The sequence below is a fragment of the Rubrivirga sp. genome, from assembly GCF_965213695.1.
In the GTDB taxonomy this organism is placed as follows: domain Bacteria; phylum Bacteroidota; class Rhodothermia; order Rhodothermales; family Rubricoccaceae; genus Rubrivirga.
Genome location: NZ_OZ243912.1, coordinates 3,734,615 through 3,761,591 on the forward strand (window position 1 = coordinate 3,734,615; position 26,977 = coordinate 3,761,591).

Genomic DNA, 26,977 nt, shown 5'->3' on the forward strand with positions numbered 1-26,977 from the left:
TTGCCCTTGAAAATCCTCCACTGCGCCGACCTCCACCTGGGTTACGAGACGCACGGGCGACTCGACCCGGCGACCGGGCTCAACACGCGACTCCTGGACTTCCGCCGGTCGTTCGACGTCCTGGTCGACCGCGCCGTCGCCGACGACGTCGACCTGTTCCTGTTCGCCGGCGACGCCTACCGGACCGCGGACCCGACGCCGACCCAGCAGCGCCAGTTCGCCGAGGCGCTCCGGCCGGTCCTGGACGCCGGCATCCCCGTCGCGATGGTCGTCGGCAACCACGACCACCCGGTCAGCTTCGGGAAGGCGTCGTCGGTCGACATCTTCGGCGTGCTCGACGGGGCCGTCGACGTGTTCGCCCAGCCGACGTTCCGGGCCGAGGGCGAGCCGGGCGGGCCGATCCAGACCAAGGCCGGGCCGCTCCAGCTGGTCGCGTTGCCGTGGCCGATCCGCTCGAAGATCCTGGCGCGCGACGAGTACCGGGGCAAGACGCCGCACGAGATCCGCGAGACCATCGAGAGCTACTACACGGCGTTCGTCCAACAGTGTGCGGCCGAGGCCGACCCCGCCGTGCCGCTCGTCGTCTGCGCCCACCTGACCGTCCAGGGCTCGGAGCTGAGCGGGAGCGAGCGGGCCAGCCTGATCGCCCACGAGCCGACGTTCACCGTCGCCCAGCTCGCTCAGCCCGGCGTCGACTACGTGGCGCTCGGCCACATCCACCGATTCCAAGACCGGAACGCCCAAGCGCACGCGGCCGGCGAGGGGCCGCCGGTCGTGTACAGCTCGTCCATCGAGCGGATCTCGTTCAAGGAGCACGACGCCGAGAAGGGGTTCGTGCTCGTCGACATCGACCCGGCCGGGGCGCCGGGGCGCCGGACCACGTTCGAGTTCGTCCCGACGCCCGCGCGCCGGTTCGTGCCCATCGCCGTCGACGCGACCGAGGCCCCGGACCCGACGGCGGCTGTTCTCGCGGAGATCGCCCGCCATGACATCGCCGACGCCGTCGTCCGCGTGCGGTACCGGGTCGGCGAGGAGCAGCCGGCCGTCGACGAGGCGGCCGTCCGCGCGGCGCTGGCCGACGCCGACACGATCGCGGCGGTCGAGCGCGAGCTCGACGCCGTCGAGCGCCGCCAGCGGACGGTCGTCCGCACCGACACGTCGCTGAAGGAGGCCGTCGAGCGCTACGTCGACCAGCACGAGACGCTGGCCAAGCTCAAGGACGACTTGGTGGCCGCGGCCCTCGAGATCGAGCGCGAGGTGGACGCGGCGGGCGCCTAGCTGGTCTCTGCCAAGCCGGTCTCCGCTGAGCCGGTCTTGTCCCGGACGAAGAGGACATCGGCCTGGAGCCACTGGCGCGACGGCTTCTCGACGAAGGCCGGCGCGACGTAGGCCGGCACGAACCCGCGCTCGCGCATCCAGCCCATCACGACCTCGGCCGGCGGCTCACCCTCGTAGAGCGGGAGGAACGAGAGCTCGAGCTGGACCGCGTCGATCCGGCCGAGCGCGCCCTCGGCGCCGGCCAGGACCGCGCTCTCGTACCCCTGGGTGTCCACCTTCATCGCGACGCGCTCGCCGGGCCGGCACACGTCGTCGAACACGTCGTCGAGCCGGCACACGGCGACCTCGGCGGTCTCCTGGAACGAGAGGAAGTCGGCGACCTCGCCCATCCGGGCCGCCGGCGGCAGCAGCGAGCTGCTCGCGTCGTAGTTGGCCACGTGGATCGGGAGCCGGCCGGCGTCGGCGCCGAGCGCCTGGTTCCGGACCTCCCACCGGGCGTCGTCCTCGGCCGCCCGGGTGAGCCGCTCGAACACGGCGGGGACGGGCTCGAACGAGACGATCCGTCCCTCGAAGCCGCGCTGGCGGAATGCCTGCGCGAACTGGCCCTCGTTCGCGCCGACGTCGAGGAGCACGTCGGGAGACCGCCGGAGCAGGCGGTCGGCGGGGAACGGGATTACCTCGTACCCGAACCGCCGGAGCAGGTCGTGGACGCGGCCGATGGGGAGCTTCATGGGTCGGACGTCAGACGCTGGAAGGTATCTCCAGCCAGACGCGGGGCCGGCCGGGCCGCGCGTCCTGAAGGGACTCGACGGCCGCACGGGCCCCGGCCCCCCGCTCGAACACGCCGACGACGGCCGAGCCGGTCCCCGAGAGCACGGCGTGCGCCGCGCCGGCCCCCTCCAACGCCTCGCGCGTCTCGCGGACCTCGGGCACGGCGGCCTCGACCGACGGCTGGAAGTCGTTCGTCACCTCGGCCCGCCAGCGGCCCAGGTCGTTCGAGGCGACGGCCGCGGCGAGGTCCGGTCGGTCCTGGTCGGACGGCGTGACGAGGGCGAAAGCGTCGGCGGTCGAGACGTGGACGGGCGGGACGGCGACGACGAGCCAGAACGGGCACCGGTAGGGCCGGCCGGTCGCGTCGGCCACGGGCGCGAGCCGCTCGCCTCGGCCCGTCCCGTAGGCAGCGACGCCGTCGAGGAAGAACGGGACGTCGGAGCCGAGGCCGAGTGCGAGCGTGCGGAGGTCCGGCTCGGGCACGTCGAGCCGCCACACGTCGGCGAGCAGGCCGAGCGCGGCGGCGGCGTCGGACGAGCCGCCCCCTAGCCCAGCGCCGTAGGGCACGTGCTTCTCGAGGTGGAGCGTCGCGCCGAGGCCGGCGTCGCCGGCCCAGTGCCGGAGCGCGAGCGCGGCGCGGACGACCAGGTTCGAGCCGTCGGCCGGGAGGCCGGGGTCGTCCGTCGTGAGCGACAGCTCCGGGGCCGGCGCGGCCGAGAGCCGGTCGGCCCAGCCGATGGGGACGAAGACGGTCGCGAGGTCGTGGAACCCGTCGGCCCGGCGGCGCAGGACGTGGAGGCCCAGGTTGACCTTGGCGGGGGCGGTACGGGCGGGCACGAGCGGAGCGAGAGGGGCGCGTTTTGACCCCGGACCTCGACCGGGGGTCCGCCCGAATCCCACGGCCCTTCGCAGACCGGGCGCTACCTTCGGCCACGGTTGCTACGCCCGTCCTCCCCCCGGCGCCTCATGGCCCTCCCCTCTCGCGGGATCGCTCCGTTCGTCCTCGTCGCGCTGCTCCTCGGCGCGGCCGTCGCCCCCGCCGTCGCCCAGGTCCGGCCCGGCTCGCCCCAGGCCCGGCCCGGGGCCTCGACGCGGACGCCCACCGTCCGCACCACGCCGGACGTCCCCGGAGACGCGCTCGCGCTGAGCGGCCCGGTGGACCCCGACTCGTACGTCGTCGGGCCCGGCGACGTGTTCGTGGTCACGGTCGGCGGGGGGGCGCTGTCCGGCGCGGCCGGCCAGACGACGGCCACCGTGACGGCCGACGGCCTGCTCGTCATTCCGCAGGCCGGCGCGTTCCCGGCGGCCGGCCGCACCCTGGCCTCGGTCCGGTCCGCTGCCCGGGCGGCCTTGCGGAACCTGTACCGCAACGTCGAGACCGACGTGTCGCTCGCGGCCCCCCGCCGGTTCTCGGTCTTCGTGTCGGGCGCCGTCCCGAGCCCCGGTCGTCAGGTGGTCTCGGCCCTGGGCCGGGTCGAGGACGCCGTCGCCGAGGCGGCCGGCGGGTTGAGCCCGCTCGACCTCGCCGACTACTCGACGCCGCGCGACGGCAGCGAGCGCCGGGTGGCCCTCCGGAACGTCCGGGCGACCGGCCGGGCCGGCGCCGAGCGCTTGATCGACCTCCTCCGGTACTACACGACCGGCGACCTCGGCTACAACCCGCTCCTGACCGACGGCGACGCCGTGTTCGTCCCCACGTTCGACCCGACGCGCGAGGGCGTCTCGGTCGACGGCGACGTCGACCGACCGGGGACCTACGACCGCCGGCCCGACGACACCGCCGCGGCGGTCGTGTCGGCGGCCGGTGGGCCCGGGCTCGACGCGGCCGGCGCCGTCGTCCGCCGGACCCGGCTCGTCGACGGCCGCTCGGAGAGCGTCGAGGTCCCGCTCGCCGACGCCGCGGCGCTCGACGTCCGCGCCCGCGACCAGATCTCGGTCCGGGCCGGAGCCCCCGACGCCGGGCTCGCGAGCGCCGTCGGGGCCGTCCTGTTCCCGGGGACGTACCCCATCCAGGTCGGGCGGACGACGCTCTCCGACCTCGTCGAGGCCGCCGGGGGCCTGACGGCCGAGGCCCTGGTTCGAGGGGCCTACCTCGAGCGCGCGGCCCGCTCCGAGCCGCGCGACGAGCCCCTCGACCCAGACGAGACCGGGACTGACTCGACCTTGGTCATCCAGCCCGGCCGCCTCAGCGACCTCGGCCTGGCCGGGCGCCGGTACTACGCCGAGGAGACGGCCGCCACGCCCCGGCTCTCGCTCGATCTCTCGGCGGCCCTCGGCGGATCCGAGGCGCTCGTGCTCCGCGACGGCGACCGGCTCGTGGTCCCTCGCGACCTCGGCGTCGTCCGCGTCTCGGGCCAGGTGTCGGCGCCGGGGTACCTCCCGTTCACGCCCGGCCGGACGGCCGGCGACTACGTGGCCCTCGCGGGCGGGCCGGGCCCCGTCGCGACGACGGTCTACACCATCGACGCGCGGACGGGCCTGTTCACCGCCGGCCGCGACACGCCCGTCCGGGCCGGCGACGCCGTGTTCGTCGACCGGCCGGAGACGTTCGACTCGCCCGAGTTCCAGAGCCTCGACTATCAAGCGCAGAACCTGACGCTCCAGGAGCGGGCGCAGGCGGTCCAGGAGGAGAACCTGGCCCTCCAACTCCGCCGCGAGGAGCGGGAGGAGGCGTCGGAACGCCGCGAGATCATCTTCCAGACCCTCACGACGCTCATCGCGGCCGCGAGCACGGTGGTCACGGCCTACCTCCTCTCCAACCGGAACCCGTAGCCACGATGGCCGACCGCTTTCCCCGGGACCGCTCGCTCGACCTTGGCGCCGCCGGCGACGGAGCCGGCGACGTGTCGGTCGACGTCCGACCCGACACCGCCGACGACTACTCCGAGGCGAACGCCGAGACGCGCGAGCGGCTCTGGTGGGCCGCTGGCACGCTCTACCGGCGGCGCTGGGTGATCGTCGGCCTGACGGCGCTCGTCGCCGTCGCCGCGGTGGCCCTCACGCTTCGGATGCCGAACGAGTACCGGGCCGAGACCCGGGTGCTCCTGCCCGAGTCGGGCGGCGGCGGCCTGCTCGCGGGCGCGCTCAGCAACCTCCCCCCGGCGGCGGCGGCCCTCATCGGCGGCGGCGGCGGCGGCGGGTTCACCCGCTACATGGCCATCCTCACGAGCCCCTCGACGATGGCCTCCGTCGTCGAACGGTTCGACCTGGTCGACGTGTACGACCTGTCGGAGGCGGAGTATCCGCACCAGGCGGCCGTCGCCGAGCTGTACGAGCGGGCCGCGTTCGAGGTCAGCCTCGACTACGACTACCTCGGCGTGTCGGTCCTCGACCGGGACCCCGAGCGGGCGGCCCAGATGGCGAACTTCTTCGTCGAGCGGTTGAACGAGCGCCACATCGAGTTCCAGTCGAGCAGCGCCGCCGAGAACCGCGCGTTCCTCCGGGACCGGTTGGACCAGGCGAACGTGGACCTCGACGAGGCGCAGGGGCGGCTCCAGGCGATCCAGGAGCGGTCCGGCGTGGTCGAGCCGTCGGCTCAGGCCGAGGCCCTGTTCTCGTCGCTGGGCCAGGCCCAGGCGGCCGTCGCCGCGTCCGAGGTCCAATACCGGGCGCTCCTGTCCCAGTACGGCGCGGAGAACCCGGACGTCCAGGCGGCCCAGGCGGGGCTCGAGGCCGCCCGGGCCCAGGTGGCCCGGCTCCGCAGCGGGGCCGAGGCCGGCCTCCCCGGGCTCAGCGGCTTGCCGCGCGTCCAGCGCGAGTACGCGAGCGCCCTCCAGGACCTGACCATCCAGAAGGCCATCATCGAGACGGTCCAGCCGCTCTACGAGCAGGCCGCGCTCGAGGAGCAGCGCGAGGCCGACGCGGTCCAGGTCCTCGACCCGGCCACGCCGCCGACCCGGAAGGCCGCGCCGCGCCGGTCGCTCTTGGTAATCGCCGCGACGCTGTCCGCGTTCTTGGTCGTGGTGGCCGGGGTCCTGCTCCTCGCCGTCGTCCGGCGGGTGGGCCCGCCGGTGCTCGCCCGCCTCCGCGCGGCGGCGTGACGACCGGCCCGCCCCCGACCTCGGCCGCCGGGTCCGCCGACCGCGCCCTCTTGACGGCCGCCGTGCTGCTGGGCGGCGCGGGGCTCCTCGCGGTCCTCCTCGGCCTGACGGCGCTGGGGTCCCCGGCCGTGTGGGCCATCGGCGCCGTCGCGGGCGGAGCGGTCGCGGTCGCGCTCGCGGCGCCGTCGCCGCTGGCCCGGTTGGTCGGCGTGCTCCTGCTCCAGGTGACCCAACTCGGCGGGGAGGCCGGCCTGTCGGCGATCGAGGTCGTGGCGGGGCTGGCGTTGGTGGGGTACCTCGCCCACTGGTACGCGCTGGCGCTGGCGTCGGGCCGGCCGGTCGTCCGGACGCTGTTCGACGTGGCGGCCGTGGCCTGGGGCACCGTCGGGTTCGCCGCGGCCGTCGGCCTCGGGCTGATGTTCGGCCCCGACGCCTACGACTTCCGGGCGGACGTGCTAGCGACGATCCCCTTCCTGTTCTACCTCCCCGTCAAGGAGCTCTGCGCCGAGGACGGGCGGGCCGGGTTCGCCATCGGCGCGGTCCTGTGCGTGTTCGGCGTGTTCGCGACCGTCCAGAACGCGCTCCTCTTCCGCAACGCCGTCGTCGGGGCCGACGCGCTCTACGAGATCGCCGACGCCCGGTTCAACGTGGGCGAGACGTCGATCACGGCGGGCCTGATGATCGCCCTGGCCCAGGCGGCCCTCGCGACGCGGCGGCTCCACGCGGTCGGGTGGGTCGCCGTGGCCGGCGTGCTGTTGGCGGGCCTCTTGGTGACGAAGTCGCGCGGGTTCTGGATCGCGGCGGCGCTCGGGATCCTGGCGATGGCCGTGGTGGCCCCGGGCCGGGGGCGGCGGCGGATCGTCGGGTACGGCGCGCTGGGCGCGGTCGCCGTCGTCGCCGTCGCGTTCCTGCTGTTCCGCGATCAGCTGTCGCTCGTGGCCCTGGGCGTGCTCGACCGGTTGGTCTCCATCGGCGGCGCTTCGACGGACATCTCGCTCGTCAACCGGTTCGCCGAGAGCGCCGGGGTCTGGAAGATGATCCGTGTCAACCCGATCCTCGGCTACGGATGGGGCGTCCAGGCGACCCACTACAGCATCATCGCGCAGGGGACGAGCCACTGGGCCTTCTTTCACAACGGGTACCTCGCCTTGTGGTTCAAGACCGGGCTCTGGGGGCTGGCCCTGATGATGGCCGTCTGGACCGGGGCGGCCGTCCGGGCGGCCTGGGCCACCCGGCGACGCGGGCTCCCCCCCCGGCTCCGAGCGCTGGCGCTCGGGGCCGGAGCGACGATCGCCGCGTTCACGCCCGTCGTCGCGAGCTCGAACCCGTTCTCGGTCCTGGACCAGATGCTGGTGGTCACGCTGGTGATGGCCCTGGCCCACGGGACGGCCGACCGGGCCCACGCGCTTCTCGGCCGGTGAGCCAGGACGCCCGCCTCGCCCGCAACGTCGTCGCGCTCGCCGTGGCCCAGGGGGCGACGCTGGTGCTGGGGCTCGTGCTGTGGGTCCACCTCGGCCGCGCGCTGGGGTCGGAGCGGCTGGGGATGGTCGCGTTCGGGATGGCGCTCGTGTCGTACTTCGTGCTCGTGGTCACGTTGGGGTTCGACGCCGTGGCGGTGCGCGAGGCCGCTCGGGACGGGGCGCGGGAGGCCGAGATCCTCCCGCTCCTGCTCGGGGCCCGGCTCACGCTCGCGGCCGGGGCGACGGCCGGGTTCGTCGGCGTCACGGTCGCGCTCGGTCTGGGGCCGGCGTACCAGTCGACCGTCCTGGTCCTGGGCGCGCTCGTCGTGGCCCGGGCCGTCCAGCTCGACTGGGTGTACCAGGCCCGGGAGCAGATGGGCGTCGCGGCGCTGCGGAACGCGGGGGCGGCGGCCGTCACCGCCGGGCTGGCCGTGGCCCTGGTCCGGGGGCCGGCCGACGTCGTGACGGCGGCGGCGGCGGTCGTGGCCGGGCCGCTCGTGGCCAACGCCGTGCTGCTCGCGGTCTACGCCCGGGAGGCCGGCGTCCCCCGGCCCCGGTTCGCGTGGCGCGAGTGGCGGGTCCTCCTCGCGCCCGCGATCCCGCTCGCCGTCTCGGGCTTCGTGATGCAGTTCTACTACAACGTGGACAAGCTGATGCTGGAGGGCTTCCGCACCACGGCCGAGGTCGGGCAGTACGAGGTGGCCTACAAGCTGTACGCCTTGGGGATCGCCGCGGCCGGCGTGCTCTACACGGCGTTCTACCCCGCGCTCTCGGGCGCCTTCGGCGATGCTGGGGCGATGCGCCGGGAGGGCCGTCGGTTCGGCGGCGTCCTGCTGGCGCTCGGGCCGCCCGTCGCCCTGGCCGGGGCCGTCCTGGCGCCCGACCTCCTGCGGCTCCTCTTCGGCGAGGCCTACCTCGACGCCACGCTCGCGCTCCGCGTCCTCTTCGTCTACGCCGGACTGAGCTACGTGAGCATGGCGTTCGGCGTCCCGCTGATGGCGTGGGACGACGAGCGGTCGTACTTCCGGGCCGCGCTCGGCGGCGGCGTGGCGAACGTCGTCCTCAACGTGGCCTTGATCCCCCGGTTCGGGATCGCGGGCGCGGCCGTGGCCACGCTGGCCAGTGAGGCCGTCGTGACGGTCGGGATGGCCGTCCGGTACCGCCGGCTCTCGGGGACGCTCCACGCCGGCCGGATGGGGCGCGGGCTCGCGGCGGCCGTCGGCGGCGGGTGGCTGCCGGCCTGGGCAGGCTCGGCGCTCGGGCTCCCGCTCGCGGCGACGCTGGCGCTCGTCGCCGTCGGCGTGGCCGGCGCGGGGTGGGTCTCCGGGCTCGTCGCCCCGCGTACACTCCTCGACGCCCTGCTCCGCCGGCCCCGCTGATGCACCTCGCCTTCGTCACGCCCTACGACCCCGACGACCTCCGGGCGTTCGCCGGCATCCCCCACTTCGTGGCCCGGACGCTGCGCGAGCGCGTGGACCGGCTGAGCGTCGTCGGGCCGCTCCCCTACGGCGGGCGCGTGGCGGGGCGCGTGGCCAAGCTGAGGCACCGGTCCCGGGGCGAGAGCTACTCCCGCGCCCACACCTGGGCCGGGGTCCGGGGGCTGGCCGAGGCCGCCGGACCCCAGCTCCGGGCGCTCCGGCCCGACGCCGTCCTGTCGCCGAGCACGCTCCCGCTCGCGGCCCTCGACGTCGACTGCCCGACGGCGTCGTGGGCCGACGCGACGTTCGAGGCCAACCTCTTGTTCTACCCCGGCTTCACCGACTTCGCCGAAGCCCACGTCGTCGAGGCCCACGCGGTCGAGCGGGCGGCGCTCCACCGCGCGACGGCCTCCGTGTTCGCCAGCGCCTACGCCGCCGACTCGGCCGCCGGCTACTACGGCGCCGACCCGGTCCACGTCGTCCCGTTCGGGGCCAACCTCGACCCGGCCGACGTGCCCTCGGCCGACGCCGTCTCGGACGCCGTCGCCACGCGGTCTCGGGACGAGGTCCGGCTCCTGTTCGTCGGCGGCGGGTGGTACCGGAAAGGGGGCGACGTGGCCCTCCGGGTCGCCGAGGAGATGACGGCGCGCGGCGTCCCGACGACCCTGACCGTCGCCGGGCCCGTCCCCCCCACCGAGAGCCCGTTGCTCCGGGCCGAGGGGTTCCTGCGCAAGGAGGTCCCGGCCGAGCGCGACCGGCTCCGGCGGCTGTTCGCCGAGAGCCACTTTCTGTGCATGCCGGTCCGGGCCGAGGACTTCGGGTGCGTGTTCGCCGAGGCCGCCGCGTTCGGCGTGCCCAGCGCGTCGTCGCGCGTCGGCGGCGTCCCGTCGGCCGTGGCCGACGGCGTGAGCGGGGTCCTGTTCGACGTCCGCGAGCGGCCGGGCGTCCTGGCCGACCGGCTCCTCGCGCTCTGGGCCGACGCCGACGTCTACCGCGCGCTGGCGGCCTCGGCCCGCGACCACTACGAGCGGACGCTGAACTGGGGCGTCGCCGTCGACCGCGTCCTCGACGTTCTCCGCGCCCACCTCTGATGGCCGCGCCGCGCCCCGACGTCTTGGTGGTGTCGCCCTACGCCGGCGGCCACCACGCCGAGTACCTCCGCTGGATCGCCAGGGGCTTGGCCGAGCGCGGCGCTCGTGTGGCCGTCGCGGCCCACCCCGCCCTGTTCCCCGACGAGCCGCTGGACGCCGACCGGGTCCGGCTGATGGGGCTCGACCGGATCGAGGCGGCCGGGTCGCTCTGGGCGGCGGGACGGGCGACGGGCGGGGTCGTGCGAGAGGCCGTCGAGGCGGCCCGGGCCCCGCGCGTGTTCCTGCCGTACCTCGACCACGCCCAGCTCGCGCTCGCGCTCGGGATGAGGTTCCGGTTCCCGGTCCGCCTGTCGGGCGTCCTGCTCCGGGCGACGCCCCACGAGCGCCCGGCGTCGCCGGCCGACCGCGTCCGCCAGGGTCGCAAGCGGGCGCTGCTCCGGCTGGCGGCCCGGAACCCCCACCTCGGGGCGGTGCTGGCGCTCGACCCCGACGCCGTCGGCCCGCTCCGGCGGCTCGGCCTCGACGCCCGGTTCTTGCCCGACCCCGTCGTCCCGCCGTCGCCGTCGCGGTCGGCGGGCGAGGTCCGCGAGGCGCTCGGTGTCGAGCCCGGCCGGCGGCTGCTGCTCCTGTTCGGATCGCTGGAAGAGCGGAAGGGCGTGCTGGCGACGCTCGGCGCGCTCGGCCCCGTGCCGGCCGCCGCGGCCCGGCGACTGGCCGTCGTCGTCGTCGGCCGCGCGGACCCCGCCATCCGGGAGCGGCTGGAGGCCGCCGTCGCCGAGGCCCGACGGACCGGCGCCCAGGTGCTCTACCACGAGCGGTTCGTGCCCGACGCCGAGCTCGACGACCTGGTCACGGCCGCCGACGTCGTGCTGGCGCCGTACCTCGGCCACGTCGGGTCGAGCGGCGCCGTGCTCCGGGCGGCGGCGGCCGGCACGCCGGTCCTGGCGACGGACGCGGGGATGGTGGGCCGCGAGGTCCGGTGCCACCGCCTCGGCCCGACCGTCGACGCGGCCGACCGCGGTGCGCTCGCGGCGGCGCTCGCTCGGACCGTGGAGGAGCCCGGTGCGGCGTTCGACCCCGACGGCGCCGCCGCCTACGCCCGGGACCACGGCCTCGACCGGTTCGTCGACACGATCTGCGACGCCCTCGCGCTCGACCGATGACCCCGATCCGCCGGCTCTGCGTCGCGTGGCCCCGGCTGGGCCCGTACCACCTCGACCGCCTCGACGCGCTCCACGGCTTCCTCGACGCCCGAGGCGTCGAGTTGGTGGCCCTCGAGACGGCCTCGACCGACGAGACCTACGCCTGGCAGGCCGACGGCGGCGGGCAGGCGTACCGTCGCGTCACGCTGTTCCCGGGCCGGACGTTCGAGTCGGTCTCGGGACCTGAGATGGAGACCGCCGTCCGCGACGCGCTCGACCGGATCGACCCGGACGCGGCGGCGCTCACCAGCTACTCGACGCCGGACTCGCGCGCCGGGCTCGCGTGGTGCCGGCGGCAGCGGCGCCCGGCCGTGATGCTGTTCGACAGCCGCCGCGAGGACGCCGAGCGGTCGGCGTGGCGCGAGGCCGTCAAGCGGGCCCTCGTCGGCGCGTTCGACGCGGCGCTCGTGGCCGGGACGCCGCAGCGGGCCTACGCCGTCGACCTCGGCCTCCCGCCCTCGCACGTGTTCGAGCCGGTCGACGTGGTCGACAACGCCCGGTTCGCGCGGCTCGCCGCCGATGCCCGCCGCCACCGCCCGGCCGACGACGCCCGACGGTTCCTCGTCGTCGCCCGCCTGACGGAGGTCAAGGCCGTCGACGTCCTGCTCGACGCCTACGCCCGGTACCGCCAGCGCGCCGACGCGCCGTGGGCGCTGACGGTCGTCGGGGACGGGCCCGAGCGGTCGCGGCTGGAAGCGCTCGCCGAGGACGGCGTGACGTTCGCCGGCTTCGCCCACGGCGACGCGCTCGGCCACGCCTACGGCCGGGCCGACGCCTTCGTGCTCCCGTCGCGCAAGGACACCTGGGGGTTGGTGGTCAACGAAGCGATGGCGGCCGGCCTGCCCGTGGTCGTGTCGGACGGAGCCGGATGCGCGGCCGACTTGGTGGACGACGGGGCCAACGGGATTCGAGTCCCGGCCGGCGACCCCGCGGCGCTGGCGGACGCACTCGCCCGGGTTGCGGCCCTCTCCGACGCCGAGCGTAGCGCGTGGGGCGACCGCTCGCGCGAGATCGTCGCCGGCTTCGGGCTCGACGACTTCTGCGAGGGGCTCTGGGCTGCCGCGCAAGCCGGCCACGCCCGCGCCGACCGCCCGTTGTCCCCGATGGCCGCGCTCGTTCTAAGCACCCTCCGCCTCGCGGCCCGCCGCCCCCGCGCGTTCCAGGCCATCCCCGACTGATGGCGTCTCCCCTCTCCCCTGTCGTCGTGCTCGGTCGGTTCCCCCCGCCCGCCGACGGCCAGACGCTCGCGACGGAGCGCTGCGCGTCGTTCCTCGACGACGTCTTCGACGTCCGCCGCCTCGACACCCAGGCGCCCGGCGCGGACCCGCTCACGGCCCACCCCCGGTTCGACCTCGGCCGGACGCTCCACTACGTTGGCCTGCGGCGCCGGCTGGCGGCCACGCTCCGTGAGACGCCGACGGCGCCGGTCCTGTGGCACGCCGTGTCGCCCGCGCGGTGGGGCCACCTCCGCGACGTGCTGGCGACGGCGCCCGCGTTCGCCCCGGATCAGCCCGTCGTGGCCGTCTTCCACCGGGCTGGGTTCGAGTCGTTGTTCGAGTCGGCCGTGACTGCGCGGACGGCGGCACGGCTGGTCCGCCAGCTGAGCGCCGTCGTGTTCCACAGTCAGGCGCTGGCGGATCGGTGCGCGGACGTGATTCCGGAGTCGAAGGTGCGGCTGATCCCGAACACGGTCCGCGACGCCGCGGTCCTGTCGGCGGAGGCCGCCTCGGCACGCCGAGCGGAGGGGCCGGGGACTCCGCTCCGGGTCCTGTTCCTGAGCAACCTGCTTCCCGAGAAGGGGTTCGCCGACGTGCTCGAAGCTGTCGGCCAGCTCCACGGCCGGGGCGTTGCCGTCGAGGCCACGTTCGCGGGCCGGTGGCCCGATGCCACGACGCGGGTCGCCTTCGAGGACCGGGCCCGCGCGCTCGGCGTCCGCGTGGCGATCCCGGGCGCCGTGGCCGACCCCGCCGAGATCCGCCGGCTCCACCTCGACGCCGACGTGTTCGCGCTGCCGACGACGCATCCGACCGAGACGCAGCCCATCGCCATCCTGGAGGCGCTGGCGGCCGGCACGCCCGTCGTCTCGGTCGACCGGCCCATCCTGCGGGACATGATGGCGGACGGCGTCGAGGGCGCGCTCGTCCGCCCCCACGACCCGGCCGCGCTCGCTGACGCGATCGGCCGGCTGGCGGAGCCCGCGCCGTGGCGACTCGCGTCGTCCGCCGCGCGGGCCCGGTTCGAGGCGGCGTTCAGCCCGGCCATCGTCGGGGGCCTCTGGCAGGCGCTCGCGGCGGAGTGGATGGCGGCGAGCTAGGCCCGCTCGCAGAGGGCCGCGCAGTGGGCGTGGTAGAGGCGTGTCCAAATCGGCCCCAGCGCCCGAGGGAGCACGAATTCCGTCGCTCGCTTCCACGTCCGCATCCGCACCCCGGCGTCCCCATACGCCAGCTCGAACGTCTCCGCGTCGAGGGCCGGGGCGTAGACCCTGACGTGGCGAACTCGCCAGCCCGACCGCGCGAGCAGGTCCGTGAACGACCGCCGCGTAAAGAACTGGACGTGGCCGGCCGGGTGGTCCGCCCGGCTTTTGAGGAGCGACTTGAGGCGGCCGAACGGGAGGTCCTCGAGCGGAACTTCGACCACGAGCCGGCGGATCGGGACGGGGTGCAGCGCCCGGAGGAAGGCCTCCGGCTCTTCGAGGTGCTCGACGACGTGGCTCGCCAGGGCGACATCGTACGGCCCGGCGCCGAACGGGTCGGGCGTCTCGGTCACGTCGGCGACCGCCGCGTCTATGCCGGGCTCAACCTGGCGGAGCACGTCGATCGCTTCCTCCGAGAAGTCGACCGCGTAGTGCCGCACGCCGACTCCACGGTGCCGGAGCTCACCGATGACCGCCCCGGTCCCCGCGCCCACCTCCAGGACAGAATCGGGCGTCAGCCCCTCGGCATGGAGGAGTCGGACGACCGAGTCCGCCTTGTGTCCAGCGGTCCGCCGGAGCCACTCGACCTCGTAGGCCAGGTCGGTACGGAACAGCTCGGCGAAGTAGTCTCGACCGGAGAGCCCTGATGACAGGGCGTTGGGAGTAGACATGAGCGCTCGGAGGGAGCGCTCGGAGGGAGCGCTCGGAGGGAGCGCTCGGAGGGAGCGCTCGGAGGGAGCGCTCGGAGGGAGCAACTTATCTCAATCTCGAAGACGACGACGAAGCGCGTTCGGATCAGGGCGACCGCGCCCTCGCCTACGGTGTCATCCTGAGCCTGCGAAGGATCTCACCTCGGACTCCGAGACCTGCCACACCGACTCCGACGGCCTCCGACATCGGCGTTGAGACCCTTCACCCCGTTCAGGATGACATGGCAGGGGGAGGTTGCGAAGCCCTGAGTCCCCCTTGGCGAGCGCGGCAGGGGAGCCCATGGCCCCCTCGTGCTGCGCCTCCGCTCGGCGCCCACGCGGTCCGTGGAGCGCGCCGGCCGGCTAGCGGGGGGGCCGGACGAACACGGCGTCGAACTGGAGAAGCGACGTGAACCCGTCGTTGGGGTCGAACACGACCGGGTGGAGCTGGCCGATCCGGTAGCCGAGGCCGGCCATCCGTTCGATGAGCGCAGGCGCGAGTTGCTCGCCCTCGTAGAGCGCCCGCACGCCCAGCTCGAGCTGGACGCCGACGACCCGGTCGAGCACGCCGGCCGCCCCGTCGAGCACGTCGGCCTCGTTGCCCTGCGTGTCGACCTTTAGGAACGCGGCCTCGCCGGGCCGGACCACATCGTCGAACACGTCGTCGAGCCGGACCACTTCGACCTCGACGGTCGAGACGGTCCGGGCCCGGGCGTCAAACGTCTCGGCGCTGGGCAGCGCCTCGCGGAGCGAACTGAACACAGACAGGTCAGACACGTGGAGCGTCGCCGTGCCGGCCTCCCGCCCCAACGCACACTCGCGCACCTCCCACGCAGGGTCGCCGGCGGCTCGGTCGCGGAGGCCTGCGGCGACGGCGGGGATCGGCTCGAACGACACGATGCGGCCGGAGTAGCCCCACGCCCGCAGGTCCTGGGCGAACTGCCCCTCGTTCGCGCCGACGTCGAGCACGACGGCCACGCCCCGTTGTCGGAGGAGGTCGGCGAGGACCGGCCGTTTCTGCACGACGTCGTAGCCGCGGCGGCGGAGCATGGACCGGAATCGGACGCGGGACGGGCTCGTCATGACGTGGGGGTCGAGAAAGGCCTACGCCGTCCCCGTCGAGCCGAAGCCGCCGGCCCCGCGCTCGGTTGTGTCGAGGTCGTCTACCTCGACGATGCGGACCTGGACGATGGGCCGAGGGATGATCTGGACGAGCCGAGCGGGCAGCGCGAGCTCGGGCGCCTCGGGGTCCACCTTCCGAAGGGCGACGAGCACGGGCCCGGTGTACGTCCGGTCGATGACGCCGACGCTGTTGGCGAGCATGTACCCCGTCTTCGAGATGGACGACCGGGGGACCAAGTCGAAGTACCACCCGTACGCCGGCTGAACGCGGACGCCGGTGTCGTAGAGGGTCACGTCGCCCAGGACCTTAACGGGCTCGAGGAGGACGAGGTCGAACCCGGAGTCCGACGCCCGCGACTTGGACGGGGCCACGGCGTCCGGCCGCGTCTTCGTCCATCGGAACAGGTCGGCGTCGCCGTAGCGCCCCCCCCCGGAGAGCGACGGGACCCACACGCACCAGTCCAGGTACAGGTCGCGCTTCCGGTTCAGGTAGTGGTCCGCGCCGTCGTAGAGCCGCCCCAGGAAGTCGAGCGCGGCATTCCCGTTCCACTCGAGCCGGCCCTCCCTCGGATCGTGGTACGCAGGAATCTGGCAGACCTCTAGAATGGAGGCCCGCATCGAGGCAGACTGGGTCGTGATCCCGCACCGGGGCGCGGTCCGGGTTCGGCCTGGAGCCACGACGTGGCCGTCTCCGTCGAAGACCCCTCGGACGAAGGCCCACCGGAGATCCTCGGAGGACAGGTCTGGGAACCGGACGGTGCCGCTCTTCTTGCCGGGCCCGATCCCGAGGTGGCGGCACACAGCCCGCGCGATCTGCCGCGAGTTGATCGAGATGCCGACGCGGTCGCCCCGCTCGGTGACCGGGAGGTCGGCGCCGAGGATGCGGAGGAGGGTACCCAGAACGAGCCGGTCCTTGGCGTGGATCTGGAGCGACACCGTTCCCTCGCTCACGCTGCCATCGCTGGCAATCCAACCGAGCAGGTAGGCTTTGCCCTCGGTATCGATGGTGTCGAGGGCGGCGTCGTCGAGGGACATGTGGCGGGCGTTGGGGTTGGCACGGCCCGAAAACTTCAGCCGCCGCGAGCAGGGCAGGCAAAGGTACCAGCCCCCATTGCGGGCGCGCGTCTTCGCGACGGCGCGGACCGAGATCGCGTGCGTGCCGACGCACGTCTCGGACGCCTGTGCCTCGCAGGTCACCGACACCTTCTCGTCTCGCGGGTCCCTCATGCCACCCGAGCCTCGACGTCGGCGATGGCGTCCTGCTCCAGGTGCCACGCGAGGTCCCGCTGGCGGTTCACCTCCCGGCCGACCCCAGCGGCGTCGGCGTGGGCGGGGAGCGCCAGCCCTTCGCCGTGGGGGAGGACGGTAACGCGGACGTCGGTCTGGTCGGGCATGGGACGGGGCTACTCGACGCCGGCCGTGAACCGCTTGACGAACGGCGAGACCGCGATGGCGACGAGCGCCGCGATCCCGATGGTCCGGGCCACGTTCATGAACAGGTCGCCGGGCGGGAGGCCCTCCAGCCCTCCGGCCACCAGGCCCGCGAACAGGTTGCCCAGCGCCGCCGCCATGAACCACACGCCCATCATCTGGCCGACGCGGCCGGCCGGGGCCAGCTTCGTCATCGACGACAGGCCGACCGGGCTCAGGCTGAGCTCGCCGACCGTGTGGAAAAAGTAGGTCACGATGAGCCACGACATCCCGACCTGGGCCGTCTCGGTCGCGTTCGCCGCGCCCCACGCCAGCACCAGGAACCCGACGGCCAGCCCCAGCAGGCCGAACCCGAACTTGAGCGGGATCGACGGGTTCGCGTTCTTGCGCGCCAGCCACGTCCACAGCCCGCCGAAGACGGGCGCGAGCAGGATGATAAAGAACGCGTTCACGTTCTGGAGCAGCGACGCCGGCATCTCCCACCTACCGATCGTCCGGTCCGTGAAGTCGCGCGCGAACAGGTTGAGCGACGAGCCGGCCTGCTCGAACCCGCTCCAGAACACGGCCGCGAGCACGAACAGCCACACGATCACGCCCAGCCGCTTTTTCTCGACGCCCGTCAGGCCGCCGGCCACGAACAGGAACGCGAAGTACAACACGGCCAGCCCGACGACGACGTAGCCGAGGTACGCCGCCAGCTCGGTCAGCGAGATGCCGAGCGCGTCGTTCGCCATCAGCCAGCCCAAGAGGAGCGCCAGCCCGGTCACGACCGCGGCGACGAGGTAGAACCGCTGGGTCCGAGACCGGAGCCCGGCCTCGTCGGTGTCGACGGTGAGGGTCCCGGCGTTCTCGATGTGGCGCCCGCCCACCTTGTACTGGACGAGCCCGAGGAACATGCCGAGCGCGGCGAGCGAGAACCCCCAGTGGAAGTTGATCCCCTCGCCCACGAGCCCAACGAGTGTGACGCCCAAGAACGAGCCCAGGTTGATGCCGGTGTAGAAGATCGAGAACCCGGCGTCGCGGCGGGCGCCACCCTCGGGGTAGAGGTCGCCGACCATCGCGCTCACGTTGGGCTTGAGCAGGCCGGTCCCGGCCACGATCAGCGCGAGCCCGGTGAAGAACGTGGCCGTCGTCGGGATGGCCAGCGCGATGTGGCCGGCCATGATGATGCAGCCGCCGACGAACACCGACTTCCGCTGGCCCCAGACCTTGTCGGCCACCCAGCCGCCGGGGAGCGCCAGGACGTACACGAAGAAGGTGTAGAGCCCGTAGATCGCCGCCGACTCGGCCGTCCCGAACCCGAGCCCCGGGTTGGCCGCCGTCGTGGCCTCGGTCATGAACAGGATGAGGACGGCCCGCATCCCGTAGTACGAGAACCGCTCCCACATCTCGGTAAAGAACAGCGTCGACAGCCCCCGGGGGTGCCCGAACCACTGGGGCTCGGTGTTGACGGCCGCTCCGCCGCCCGCGCCGACGACGGCGCCGGCAGCTCGGGGATCAGGGATTTCGTTACCGGGGTCCTTCGGCATGGTGTGGGGATGGGAGAGCGGAAGCCGGGCGAAGATAGCCGCGTCATCAGGCGATGCCCCAGAGCCGCGTCCGGCCGGCCGAGCGTCACGGGCGCCGCGTCACGGGCGCCGCGTCACGGGCGCCGACCTACTCCCCCAGCACGCGCGCTGCCAGTCGGTGCGGCGCCCGCTCCGACGGGTCCAGCTCGGCGACCGCTCGCGCCAGCGCCTCGGCCCGGCCATCGGCCCAGAAGGCGCGGCGCCAGCGGCCCTCCACCAACCGCCGCACGCGCCGCCGGAGCCGCTCGGCGCGGACCTCGTCCCAGCGCTCGGCCAGCGCCGCCCGGTGGCCGTCGAGCGCGGCCACCAGCCCGTCGATCCCGTCGCCCGCCAGCGCCGACGCGGTGACGACGGCCGGCTGCGCCGAGCCCTCGGGCCGGAGGTGGAGCGTCGCGCGGAGCGCCCTCACCAGCCGGGCCGCCTCCGGCTTGTCGGCCTTGTTGACGCAGAACACGTCGGCCACCTCCATCAGCCCGGCCTTCATGGCCTGGACGGCGTCGCCGGACTCGGGGACAAGCACGACGAGCGTCGTGTCGGTCGTCTCGGCCACGTCGACCTCGCCCTGCCCCACGCCGACCGTCTCGACGAGGACCACGTCGAAGCCGGCCGCGTCGAGCACGTCGCACGCGCCCTCGGCCGCCTCGCTCAGCCCGCCGAGCGCCCCGCGCGCCGCGAGCGACCGGACGAACACGCCGTCGTCCTCAGCGTGGCCGTCCATCCGGACGCGGTCGCCCAGGAGCGCGCCGCCGGTGAACGGGCTCGACGGGTCGACGGCGACGACGGCGACGGTCTGCCCCCGCGCGCGGAAGGCCGTCACCAGCCGGTCCGTCAGCGTCGACTTGCCGGCGCCGGGCGGGCCGGTGACGCCGATCCGCCAGGCCCGTCCGGTGTGCGGGTAGAGCGCGTCGACGAGCACGTCGGCGCCGGGCAGGCCGTTCTCGACGGCGGTCAGCGCCCGGGCGACGGCCCGGCGCTGGCCGGCGAGGACCCCGCCGGGGCGGGGCAGGCTGTCGGGGACGAGGGCGGCGGCCCCGCTGGGGCGGGATGCGGGCACATCGGGCATGGCCCAAGATCGCGCCGCGGCGCGAGCCCGGTCGGTCGCCGCTGGCCGTGCCCGTGGCTCAGTTGAGCCGGTCGATCAGGAGGATCACGGCGCTGAGCACCGACAGCCCGGTCGACACGAAGAAGACGTTCTGCTCGAACTCGGCCCGGGCCTGCGTGTTGCGGGCCTCGGCCTGCTGGGCGTAGAGCGTGAGGAACGCCAGCTCCTCGTCCGTCAGCGTCTCCGACGGGCGGGCGAGCAGGGCCTCGGCGTAGGCCGTGGCCTCGGCCGTCGGCGTTTTGGCGTCGTCGCCGTAGGGGCTGACGGTGACGCACCCGGAGAGCGGGGCGAGGAGCAAGACCGCCGCGAGGGCGAGAGAAGATGGGCGCATGGACGAGGGAGAGGGACGGGGGGAGGCCGCGTCGAGCGGCGCGAACGTAACCCCGATCCGGCCCCCTTTCCGCCGTCTCTCCACCCCGCCGGTAGCGGGGGCCCGCCTAGCTTGCGCGCTCCCCTCCCCGCAGCCCGATGGCCGACGCCGCCCGCCTGACCCCCACCGACGCCCCGACGCACGGCGACCGGACCGACACCTGCGGCGCGCTCCGCGAGGCCGACGCCGGGCGGACGGTCGTGCTCAAGGGCTGGGTCGACCAGCGCCGCAACTTCGGCGGGCTCAACTTTGTCGACCTCCGCGACCGCTACGGGATCACCCAGCTCGTGTTCAGTCCCGAGATCGACGCCGCGCTGGCGGAGCTCGCCGAGCACATGCGGATGGAGGACGTGATCTCGGCGCGCGGCGAGGTCCGCGTGAGAGAGCGGAAGAACCCCGAGATGGCGACGGGCGACGTCGAGGTCTACGTCCAAGACGTCGAGGTGCTGGCGGTGGCCGAGACGCCGCCGTTCGTGGTGTCCGAGAACGACCCGCGCGCGACGCGGCCGTCGGACGAGACGGCCCTGACGTATCGCTACCTCGACTTGCGCAAAGCCCGACTCCAGCGCAACCTGATGCTCCGCTCACGGCTCTACCAGAGCACGCGGAGCTACTTCCACGACCACGACTTCGTCGAGGTCGAGACGCCGGTCCTGATGAAGTCGACGCCCGAGGGCGCCCGCGACTACCTCGTCCCGAGCCGCGTCCACCCGGGCCAGTTCTACGCGCTCCCGCAGTCGCCCCAGACCTACAAGCAGATCCTGATGGTGGCCGGGCTCGACCGCTACGTCCAGATCACGAAGTGCTTCCGCGACGAGGACTTGCGCGCCGACCGCCAGCCGGAGTTCACCCAGATCGACGTCGAGATGACGTTCGCGACGGAGGAGATGATCTACGGGCTGGTTGAGGGCCTGATCGCCCAGATCTGGCGCGACACCCGGGGCATCGAGATCCCGACGCCGTTCCCCCACGTGACGTACGCCCAAGCCATCCGCCGCTTCGGCTCGGACAAGCCGGACCTCCGGTTCGGAATGGAGATCGCCGACGTCTCGGGGGAGGTTCGGGGCTCGGAGTTCAGAGTCTTTGAGAGCGTGCTGGACGACGGCGGCGCGGTCGTGGCCATCCGCGTGGAGGGCGAGGGCGGGCGCGGGCGGAAGCCGATGGACACGCTCGACAAGGACGTCGTCCGCAAGCGGATCGGGGCCGGCGGCCTGTTCTACGCCAAGCTCCCCGCCGACGGGTCGGACTTCAGCCAGTCGGTCAAGGACGAGGTGTTTGGACGCGACAAGATGCGGGCCGTCATCGACGCGGTCGGCGCGACGGCCGGCGACCTGGTGCTGATGCTCGCGGGGCCGCAGCCGAAGATCTTCGAGCAGATGGGCGACCTCCGCCTCCACATGGCGCGCGAGACCGGCTTGATTCCGGAGGGCGCCGACGGGCCGTGGTCGTTCCTCTGGGTCACCGACTTCCCGCTGCTCGAGTGGGACGAGGAGTCCGGCCGGTGGCACGCCATGCACCACCCGTTCACGGCGCCGGCCGGCCCGGACATCGCCAAGCTGGCCGACGACCCTGGTGCGGTCCGTTCGCAGGCCTACGACCTGGTCCTCAACGGGTCCGAGATCGGCGGCGGCTCCATCCGCATCCACCGCTCGGACGTCCAGTCGCGCATGTTCGAGTTGCTCGGGATCTCGCCGGAGGAGGCCCAGCGCCGGTTCGGCTTCCTCCTCGACGCCCTCAAGTACGGGGCCCCGCCGCACGGCGGCATCGCCCTCGGCCTGGACCGGCTCGTGATGCTCTTGACCGGGGCGACCAGCCTGCGCGACGTCATCGCGTTCCCCAAGACCCAGCAGGCGACCGAGCTCATGTCGTCGGCCCCCGACATGGTCGACCCCGAGCAGCTCGCCGAGCTCCACATCGCCACGACCGTCGACGTGCCGGACGTGGATACGACGGGCCCGCTCGCCGCCGACCCGACCTGAGTCTCCGCGTAGGGGCGTCTCGCCGAGTCGCTCCTACCGACCGCCGGCCTCGCGCACGACCGTGCCGTCGGCCAGCCGGTACACCGCGTCGACGCGCTGCAAGATGGACTCGTCGTGGGTGACCATCAGGAGCGACCGGCCGCGCTCGCGCGTGAGCCGCTCCAACAGGTCCAGGATGAGCGCGCCCGTGCGGGCGTCGAGGTCGCCGGTCGGCTCGTCGGCCAGGACCAAGCCGGGGTCGTGGGCGAGCGCCCGGGCAATCGCGACCCGCTGCTGCTCGCCGCCCGAGAGCCGGTCCGGGAAGGCGTCGGCGCGGTCCGCGAGCTCGACCTCCTCCAGGAGCGCCCGGGCCCGTGGGCCGGCGTCCGGCGCCCCGTCGAGGTCGAGCAGGAAACGGACGTTCTCGGCGACGGTCAGCGTCGGGACGAGGTTGTAGAACTGGAACACGAACCCGACGTGGCGGCGGCGAAAGAGGGTCCGCTCGCGCTCCGAGAGGTCGCCCAGCGAGACGCCGTCGACCGCGACCGTCCCGGCGTCGGGCGCGTCGATGCCCGAGACGAGGTTGAGCAGCGTCGACTTGCCGGCCCCGCTCCGCCCGACGAGCGCGCCGACGAGCCCGCGCTCCATCGCGAGGTCGGCGCCCTTGAGCACGTCGCGCGTGGCGTCGCCCTCGCGGTAGCGCTTGACGACGCCGCGGAGGTCGAGGACGAGGTCGGTGGCCGCGGGGGGCGCGTCGGCGGCGGGAGCGGGGGCGACGTCGGGCATGGGTCCGGGGGAGGCCGTCCGACGCCGCCCGGCGCGCGGGGTTTTGCGTGCTCTAGCGGACGATGACCACGCGGGTCGACGCCCCGCGCTCCGACCGAATCGTGTACACGCCCGCCGGCAAGCCAGACATGTCGACAGCGACGGGTCCAACGGCGCCGCCGTGGTGCCGGCGGACGAGGCGGCCGAGCGGGTCGAACACCGTCAGCTCGGCGCCGTCGGCGCCCCAGACCGTCACCGACGCCCGGGCCGGGTTCGGGCCGACGCGCAAGATGGGCGCCGGCGGTTCGGGTCCTGGATCTGTCGCCACGGGGCTGATGTCGCCGTAGATCACGCCGCCCACTTCGGCTCCGAGAAGCTGCACCCGGAGGGTGTCGCTCCGATCCGTCGTGCACACGTACCCCCTCGCTCTCAGCACGCACCCTCTCCGGAGCCGGTGCGTCGTGTTCATCGCGACCTGCCCGATTCCGGCGACCATCGTCGCCCGGACCCAGATCTCTTCGGACTGGTAGCTTCCGCAGAAGCGCGGCTGACAGGACGTGTTCGCCCGGAACGACCACTCCTCCGCCTGGCGGTCGTACGTCTCGCTGCCGACCTCGACCTCCTGAGCGCCGAGCGAGTCCCGGGCGTTCAACAGACCCGCAAACCGAGTAGAGAACGGGAGCCCCCCTGCCAGCTTGCAGGCCGGCGGAGGATTGGACCCCGGAATGCCATACATCGGAAGCTGCCCACCTCGGCCCGTCAAGAACGAGCACTCGGTCCTGTCACGCGCGCCGTCGGCGTGGACCCGCGCAACGTCCATCCGCACCGTGTCCATCTCCGCCGACGACCGGACGTCGAGCACGGTCCACGTCGATTGGGCTCGGACCGAGACCGACGCGGTGTCGATCGGGACCTCGCCTTCGACGTCGTACACCCATCGGTCGCTGGGCGCGAGCGGGAAAAACTGGGTGACGTCCTGGGCAGCGGCGGCCGGAACGAAGAGAACGAAAAGGGCGAGACGTCGGAGCATGGCGGACTCGATCCGTGGGTACGGAGTGTCTCCAATCTAGCCCGACCGGCCTCCAGCACGGGTGCACTTCCGACGCCACTCGGGCACGCCGAGTGACAGTGCGCGTCCGAGACGTGACTACGTTCTCGACCCTCCCTTCCCGACTCCGCATGATTCGCCCGACCGGCCTCCTCGCAGCGCTCGCCCTCCTCATCGGCCCCGCCGCCGCCCAGACCGACGCGCTGCCCGAGACGAACGACGCGCTCTTCGCCCCGCTCGCGCTCCCGACGCCCAACCCGTACCGCGCGGCCGACGGGCGCCCCGGCCCGGCCTACTGGCAGAACCGGAACGACTACGAGATCGAGGCCACGCTCGACCCGGCCACCCACACCGTCAGTGGGACCGTCCGCCTGACCTACACCAACCACAGCCCGCAGGCGCTCGACTACGTCTGGATGCACCTCGAGCAGAACCTGTTCGCGCCCGCCAGCCGGGGCGCGCTGCGGACGCCGCCCGACAGCCGCTGGCGCGGCTCGTTCCCCCAGGGCGGCTACCGGCTCGGCCGCGTCACGGCCGACAGCGGCCCCGTCGCCGTCGTCATCGACGACACCCGGATGCGGCTCGACCTCGCCGAGCCGGTCGAGGCCGAGGGCGGGCGCGTCGAGATCGTCGTGCCGTACTCGTTCGTGGTCCCCGAGTACGGGGCCGACCGGATGGGACGGCTCCCGACCGAGCGCGGCGTGGTGTACGAGCTCGCCCAGTGGTTCCCCCGCGTGGCCGTCTACGACGACGTCCACGGATGGAACACGATGCCGTACCTCGGCCAGGGCGAGTTCTACCTCGGCTACGGCGACGTCGAGTACGCCGTCACCGTCCCCTCTACCATGACCGTCGTCGGGACGGGCGAACTGCTCAACGAGCGCGAGGTCTACACCGACGCCCAGCGCGAGCGGCTGACGGAGGCTCGTGAGTCGACGGACCGCGTCTACATCGTCCGCCCCGAGGAGGTTGGGACGCCGGCTTCCCGGCCCCGCCCGACCGGGACGACGACGTGGCGCTTCCGCGCCGAGAACGTCCGCGACGTCGCCTGGGCCGCGAGTGAGGCGTTCATCCTGGACGCGGCGACCGCGTCGGTCGAGCTGGAGGACGGGTCGACGAACGACGTGCTCATCATGAGCGCGTACCCGCACGAGGGGCTCGGCACGCCCGACAACCCCGGGTGGGAGGAGGCCACGCGGTTCGGCCGGGCGTCCATCCTCAACAACAGCCGCTGGTACCCCTACCCGTACCCCGTCGCGATCTCGGTGGCCGGCGTGGTCGGCGGGATGGAGTACCCGATGCTCCACTTCTCCGGCGTCGGCGCCCGGTTTATGAGCCTGTTCGGCGTCGTCGACCACGAGCTGGGCCACAACTGGTTCCCGATGATCGTGGGCTCGGACGAGCGGCGCTACGCCTGGATGGACGAGGGGCTCACCTCGTACCTCAACACGTTCTCGAACGTCGCCTTCTACGACGAGAACGACGACCCCACCATCGCCGGCTACGGGATGTCGGACTCGGCCCGCGTCATCCGGCTGACCGAGGGCCCGGCGGCGGCCGACTTTCTCCGCCAGCCGTACTCCGCCGACCAGCCGATCATGACGTACCCCGACCGGATCCGGCGCCCGGCGCTGGGCTGGCTCGCGTACCGGAAGCCGGCCAAGGGGCTGCTCCTCCTGCGCAATGATGTCGTGGGGCCTGAGCGGTTCGACGCGGCCTTCCGCGAGTACATCCGTCGGTGGGCCTACAAGCACCCCCAGCCGGCCGACTTTTTCCGGACCATCGAGGACGTGACCGGCGAGGACCTCGACTGGTTCTGGCGCGGCTGGTTCTACGAGACCGGCCAGTTCGACCAGGCGCTGGCGGCGCTCACCGTCGAGGACGGGGTGGCCGTCGCGTCGGTCGAGAACCGCGGCGAGGTCGTGCTGCCCACGACGGTCGAGTTCACGTTCTCGGACGGCTCGACGGCGACGGCCACGATTCCGGCCGAGGCTTACTTCTCGACCGACGACGTGGCCGCGCGCGTCCCAACCGCGGGCCGCGTGCTCGTCTCGGCCCGGCTCAACCCGTCCGGCGACGCGCCCGACGCCGACCCGTCCAACGACATCCGCGACCTGTAGCGTGGGCTCTGACGCGGAACCGGCGCCCGCCTCGGCCACCTCGCCGGGGCGGACGCCTCGCTAGTGTCATGACCCTTTGGTCGTGGGCCGGCCCCCCCGTCCGTCCGCCCCTCGCTCCGCTCAGCGGGCGGACCGACTGTCCCCCTTGAAGGGCAGGGCTGCTACGTTCTGTCGATAGCAATCAAATCACAGTCGTCATTCCCGCGCACGCGGGAATCCATGCGCCCCTTGTGTCCGGCGAGCGGCCCCGTATGGGTCCCCGCCTTCGCGGGGATGACTATTGTTTTGTGTAGGAATATGACTCGCGCCCGAGAACTTAGCGGCCCTCCCCTCGAAGGGGGACCGCTCCCCGACCTGGGAGCCCTTCGGCTCCGCTCAGGACAGGCTCAGCGACCGCAAGGCGGGGGATCCGCCCGCGAGCTACGTGTTACGGCACTAACGGCCGACGAGGGCGCGGAACGAGTGGAGGAGGCGACGGGCCCGCTCGGGACCCGGCGCGGCGACCTCGAACAGCGGCCCCACCCCGTCGGCCGAGACGTCGTCGGGGCGGAGCAGGCCCATCGACCACTCGGGGAACGCCCGCTCGTCGGCCGTCTCGCGGAGGAGGGTGAGGACGCCCCGGTGCCGCTTGTCGGCCCCGACCCGGGCGAACACGCCGTCGACGGCCTCGGCGGGCCCTTCGAGCACCTGCATCACGTTGCCGTCGTGGTAGAGCAGCGCTCCGGTCACGCCGACCGCCGCGTTGTTCCGCCGGCTGGTCCGGACGATCTGGAGGAGGTCGTCGGGGCTGAGGGCTCCGACGGCAGAGGAGGCGTAGACGAGGCGGGTGACCACGGCAGAAAGGGAGGGACTCTGAGGGGGATCGGCCAGTGCGGCGCACTCTGAAGCCAGGAGCGGCCGGACCCGTGATGCGGAACCTGACGGTTGGGCATGGGGCATGAGGGACGGGCACGAGGGAGCCGCGTCCGTGCGCCCCCATCCCTCTTGCCTCACCCCCCATGCCCTGCCCACTCGAAGAGTGGGGATGAGCGGCGGGATCCGAGTGCCGCCGCCCGGGCCGGGCGCGTCGGAGCGCGGGTAGTGCGTTCGGACCAGGGCGCGAGGGCCTCCGGCCGAGACCTTGTCGGTCCC

23 protein-coding genes are annotated in these 26,977 nt (G+C 73.6%); 11 read left to right on the plus strand and 12 right to left on the minus strand.

Going from position 1 to position 26,977, the window contains the following annotated elements; all coding sequences use genetic code 11:
- Nucleotides 1-1,278, plus strand: coding sequence for a metallophosphoesterase family protein (locus ACOOHE_RS16535; protein ID WP_420455186.1), 1,278 nt, complete (start codon nucleotides 1-3; stop codon nucleotides 1,276-1,278).
- On the opposite strand, the gene ACOOHE_RS16540 is transcribed toward ACOOHE_RS16535, so the two are convergent.
- Both ACOOHE_RS16540 and ispE read right to left on the minus strand, forming a co-directional pair.
- Nucleotides 1,275-2,009: an FkbM family methyltransferase gene (locus ACOOHE_RS16540; protein WP_420455187.1), complete on the minus strand. Its 735-nt coding sequence runs from the start codon at nucleotides 2,007-2,009 to the stop codon at nucleotides 1,275-1,277. The genes ACOOHE_RS16535 and ACOOHE_RS16540 overlap by 4 nt on opposite strands.
- Nucleotides 2,010-2,019: 10 nt before the next feature.
- Nucleotides 2,020-2,886 carry a 4-(cytidine 5'-diphospho)-2-C-methyl-D-erythritol kinase gene (gene ispE, locus ACOOHE_RS16545; protein ID WP_420455188.1) on the minus strand — a complete coding sequence of 289 codons (867 nt, stop codon included), beginning with the start codon at nucleotides 2,884-2,886 and terminating at the stop codon, nucleotides 2,020-2,022.
- Between the two features lie 129 nt (nucleotides 2,887-3,015).
- Here ispE and ACOOHE_RS16550 point away from each other — a divergent pair, with 129 nt between their 5' ends.
- From ACOOHE_RS16550 to ACOOHE_RS16585, 8 genes are read left to right on the plus strand one after another with little or no spacing between them, the layout of a single operon-like run.
- The gene (locus ACOOHE_RS16550; protein ID WP_420455189.1) at nucleotides 3,016-4,821 is read left to right on the plus strand and encodes an SLBB domain-containing protein; all 1,806 of its coding nucleotides are present in this window, start codon (nucleotides 3,016-3,018) and stop codon (nucleotides 4,819-4,821) included.
- 5 nt (nucleotides 4,822-4,826) lie between these two features.
- Nucleotides 4,827-6,089: a Wzz/FepE/Etk N-terminal domain-containing protein gene (locus ACOOHE_RS16555; protein ID WP_420455190.1), complete on the plus strand. Its 1,263-nt coding sequence runs from the start codon at nucleotides 4,827-4,829 to the stop codon at nucleotides 6,087-6,089.
- Entirely contained in the window at nucleotides 6,086-7,510 is a 1,425-nt protein-coding gene (locus ACOOHE_RS16560; RefSeq protein ID WP_420455191.1) for an O-antigen ligase family protein, read from the plus strand. The genes ACOOHE_RS16555 and ACOOHE_RS16560 overlap by 4 nt, the downstream gene beginning before the upstream one ends.
- Nucleotides 7,507-8,928 carry a flippase gene (locus tag ACOOHE_RS16565; RefSeq protein ID WP_420455192.1) on the plus strand — a complete coding sequence of 474 codons (1,422 nt, stop codon included), beginning with the start codon at nucleotides 7,507-7,509 and terminating at the stop codon, nucleotides 8,926-8,928. Before ACOOHE_RS16560 ends, ACOOHE_RS16565 begins: the two co-directional genes overlap by 4 nt.
- A complete protein-coding gene (locus tag ACOOHE_RS16570; RefSeq protein WP_420455193.1) occupies nucleotides 8,928-10,058 on the plus strand; it encodes a glycosyltransferase family 4 protein in 1,131 nt (376 codons plus the stop codon). The genes ACOOHE_RS16565 and ACOOHE_RS16570 overlap by 1 nt, the downstream gene beginning before the upstream one ends.
- Nucleotides 10,058-11,221 (plus strand): glycosyltransferase, encoded by a 1,164-nt coding sequence (locus ACOOHE_RS16575; protein ID WP_420455194.1) that lies wholly within the window; start codon nucleotides 10,058-10,060, stop codon nucleotides 11,219-11,221. Before ACOOHE_RS16570 ends, ACOOHE_RS16575 begins: the two co-directional genes overlap by 1 nt.
- Complete coding sequence (locus ACOOHE_RS16580; RefSeq protein ID WP_420455195.1) at nucleotides 11,218-12,438, plus strand: glycosyltransferase; 1,221 nt, start codon at nucleotides 11,218-11,220, stop codon at nucleotides 12,436-12,438. Before ACOOHE_RS16575 ends, ACOOHE_RS16580 begins: the two co-directional genes overlap by 4 nt.
- Nucleotides 12,438-13,574, plus strand: coding sequence for a glycosyltransferase family 4 protein (locus ACOOHE_RS16585; protein WP_420455196.1), 1,137 nt, complete (start codon nucleotides 12,438-12,440; stop codon nucleotides 13,572-13,574). The genes ACOOHE_RS16580 and ACOOHE_RS16585 overlap by 1 nt, the downstream gene beginning before the upstream one ends.
- Here the strand turns inward: ACOOHE_RS16585 and ACOOHE_RS16590 are convergent.
- The 7 genes from ACOOHE_RS16590 to ACOOHE_RS16620 all read right to left on the minus strand — a co-directional run bounded on the left by ACOOHE_RS16590 (nucleotide 13,571) and on the right by ACOOHE_RS16620 (nucleotide 19,916).
- Nucleotides 13,571-14,344, minus strand: a complete 774-nt coding sequence (locus tag ACOOHE_RS16590) for a class I SAM-dependent methyltransferase (RefSeq protein WP_420455197.1) — start codon at nucleotides 14,342-14,344, stop codon at nucleotides 13,571-13,573. The two genes, ACOOHE_RS16585 and ACOOHE_RS16590, sit on opposite strands and share 4 nt — an antisense overlap.
- A gap of 381 nt (nucleotides 14,345-14,725) precedes the next feature.
- A complete protein-coding gene (locus ACOOHE_RS16595) occupies nucleotides 14,726-15,412 on the minus strand; it encodes an FkbM family methyltransferase (RefSeq protein WP_420455198.1) in 687 nt (228 codons plus the stop codon).
- A 54-nt stretch (nucleotides 15,413-15,466) separates the two neighbouring features.
- Nucleotides 15,467-16,711, minus strand: coding sequence for a hypothetical protein (locus ACOOHE_RS16600; RefSeq protein ID WP_420455199.1), 1,245 nt, complete (start codon nucleotides 16,709-16,711; stop codon nucleotides 15,467-15,469).
- Complete coding sequence (locus tag ACOOHE_RS16605; protein ID WP_420455200.1) at nucleotides 16,708-16,878, minus strand: hypothetical protein; 171 nt, start codon at nucleotides 16,876-16,878, stop codon at nucleotides 16,708-16,710. Before ACOOHE_RS16605 ends, ACOOHE_RS16600 begins: the two co-directional genes overlap by 4 nt.
- Nucleotides 16,879-16,887: 9 nt before the next feature.
- Nucleotides 16,888-18,444 (minus strand): peptide MFS transporter, encoded by a 1,557-nt coding sequence (locus tag ACOOHE_RS16610; RefSeq protein ID WP_420455201.1) that lies wholly within the window; start codon nucleotides 18,442-18,444, stop codon nucleotides 16,888-16,890.
- A 127-nt stretch (nucleotides 18,445-18,571) separates the two neighbouring features.
- Nucleotides 18,572-19,546 carry a methylmalonyl Co-A mutase-associated GTPase MeaB gene (gene meaB, locus ACOOHE_RS16615; protein ID WP_420455202.1) on the minus strand — a complete coding sequence of 325 codons (975 nt, stop codon included), beginning with the start codon at nucleotides 19,544-19,546 and terminating at the stop codon, nucleotides 18,572-18,574.
- Between the two features lie 58 nt (nucleotides 19,547-19,604).
- Nucleotides 19,605-19,916: a hypothetical protein gene (locus ACOOHE_RS16620; protein WP_420455203.1), complete on the minus strand. Its 312-nt coding sequence runs from the start codon at nucleotides 19,914-19,916 to the stop codon at nucleotides 19,605-19,607.
- A gap of 137 nt (nucleotides 19,917-20,053) precedes the next feature.
- On the opposite strand from ACOOHE_RS16620, the gene aspS reads away from it, so the two are divergent.
- The gene (gene aspS, locus ACOOHE_RS16625) at nucleotides 20,054-21,934 is read left to right on the plus strand and encodes an aspartate--tRNA ligase (protein WP_420455204.1); all 1,881 of its coding nucleotides are present in this window, start codon (nucleotides 20,054-20,056) and stop codon (nucleotides 21,932-21,934) included.
- Between the two features lie 33 nt (nucleotides 21,935-21,967).
- Here aspS and ACOOHE_RS16630 read toward each other — a convergent pair whose 3' ends face one another.
- Nucleotides 21,968-22,699: an ABC transporter ATP-binding protein gene (locus ACOOHE_RS16630; protein WP_420455205.1), complete on the minus strand. Its 732-nt coding sequence runs from the start codon at nucleotides 22,697-22,699 to the stop codon at nucleotides 21,968-21,970.
- A gap of 52 nt (nucleotides 22,700-22,751) precedes the next feature.
- Nucleotides 22,752-23,708 (minus strand): T9SS type A sorting domain-containing protein, encoded by a 957-nt coding sequence (locus ACOOHE_RS16635; protein ID WP_420455206.1) that lies wholly within the window; start codon nucleotides 23,706-23,708, stop codon nucleotides 22,752-22,754.
- 149 nt (nucleotides 23,709-23,857) lie between these two features.
- Here ACOOHE_RS16635 and ACOOHE_RS16640 point away from each other — a divergent pair, with 149 nt between their 5' ends.
- Entirely contained in the window at nucleotides 23,858-25,846 is a 1,989-nt protein-coding gene (locus tag ACOOHE_RS16640; protein WP_420455207.1) for a M1 family metallopeptidase, read from the plus strand.
- A gap of 435 nt (nucleotides 25,847-26,281) precedes the next feature.
- On the opposite strand, the gene ACOOHE_RS16645 is transcribed toward ACOOHE_RS16640, so the two are convergent.
- On the minus strand, nucleotides 26,282-26,680 hold the full coding sequence (locus tag ACOOHE_RS16645) for a BLUF domain-containing protein (protein ID WP_420455208.1): 399 nt from the start codon (nucleotides 26,678-26,680) through the stop codon (nucleotides 26,282-26,284).
- Nucleotides 26,681-26,977 lie beyond the last annotated feature (297 nt).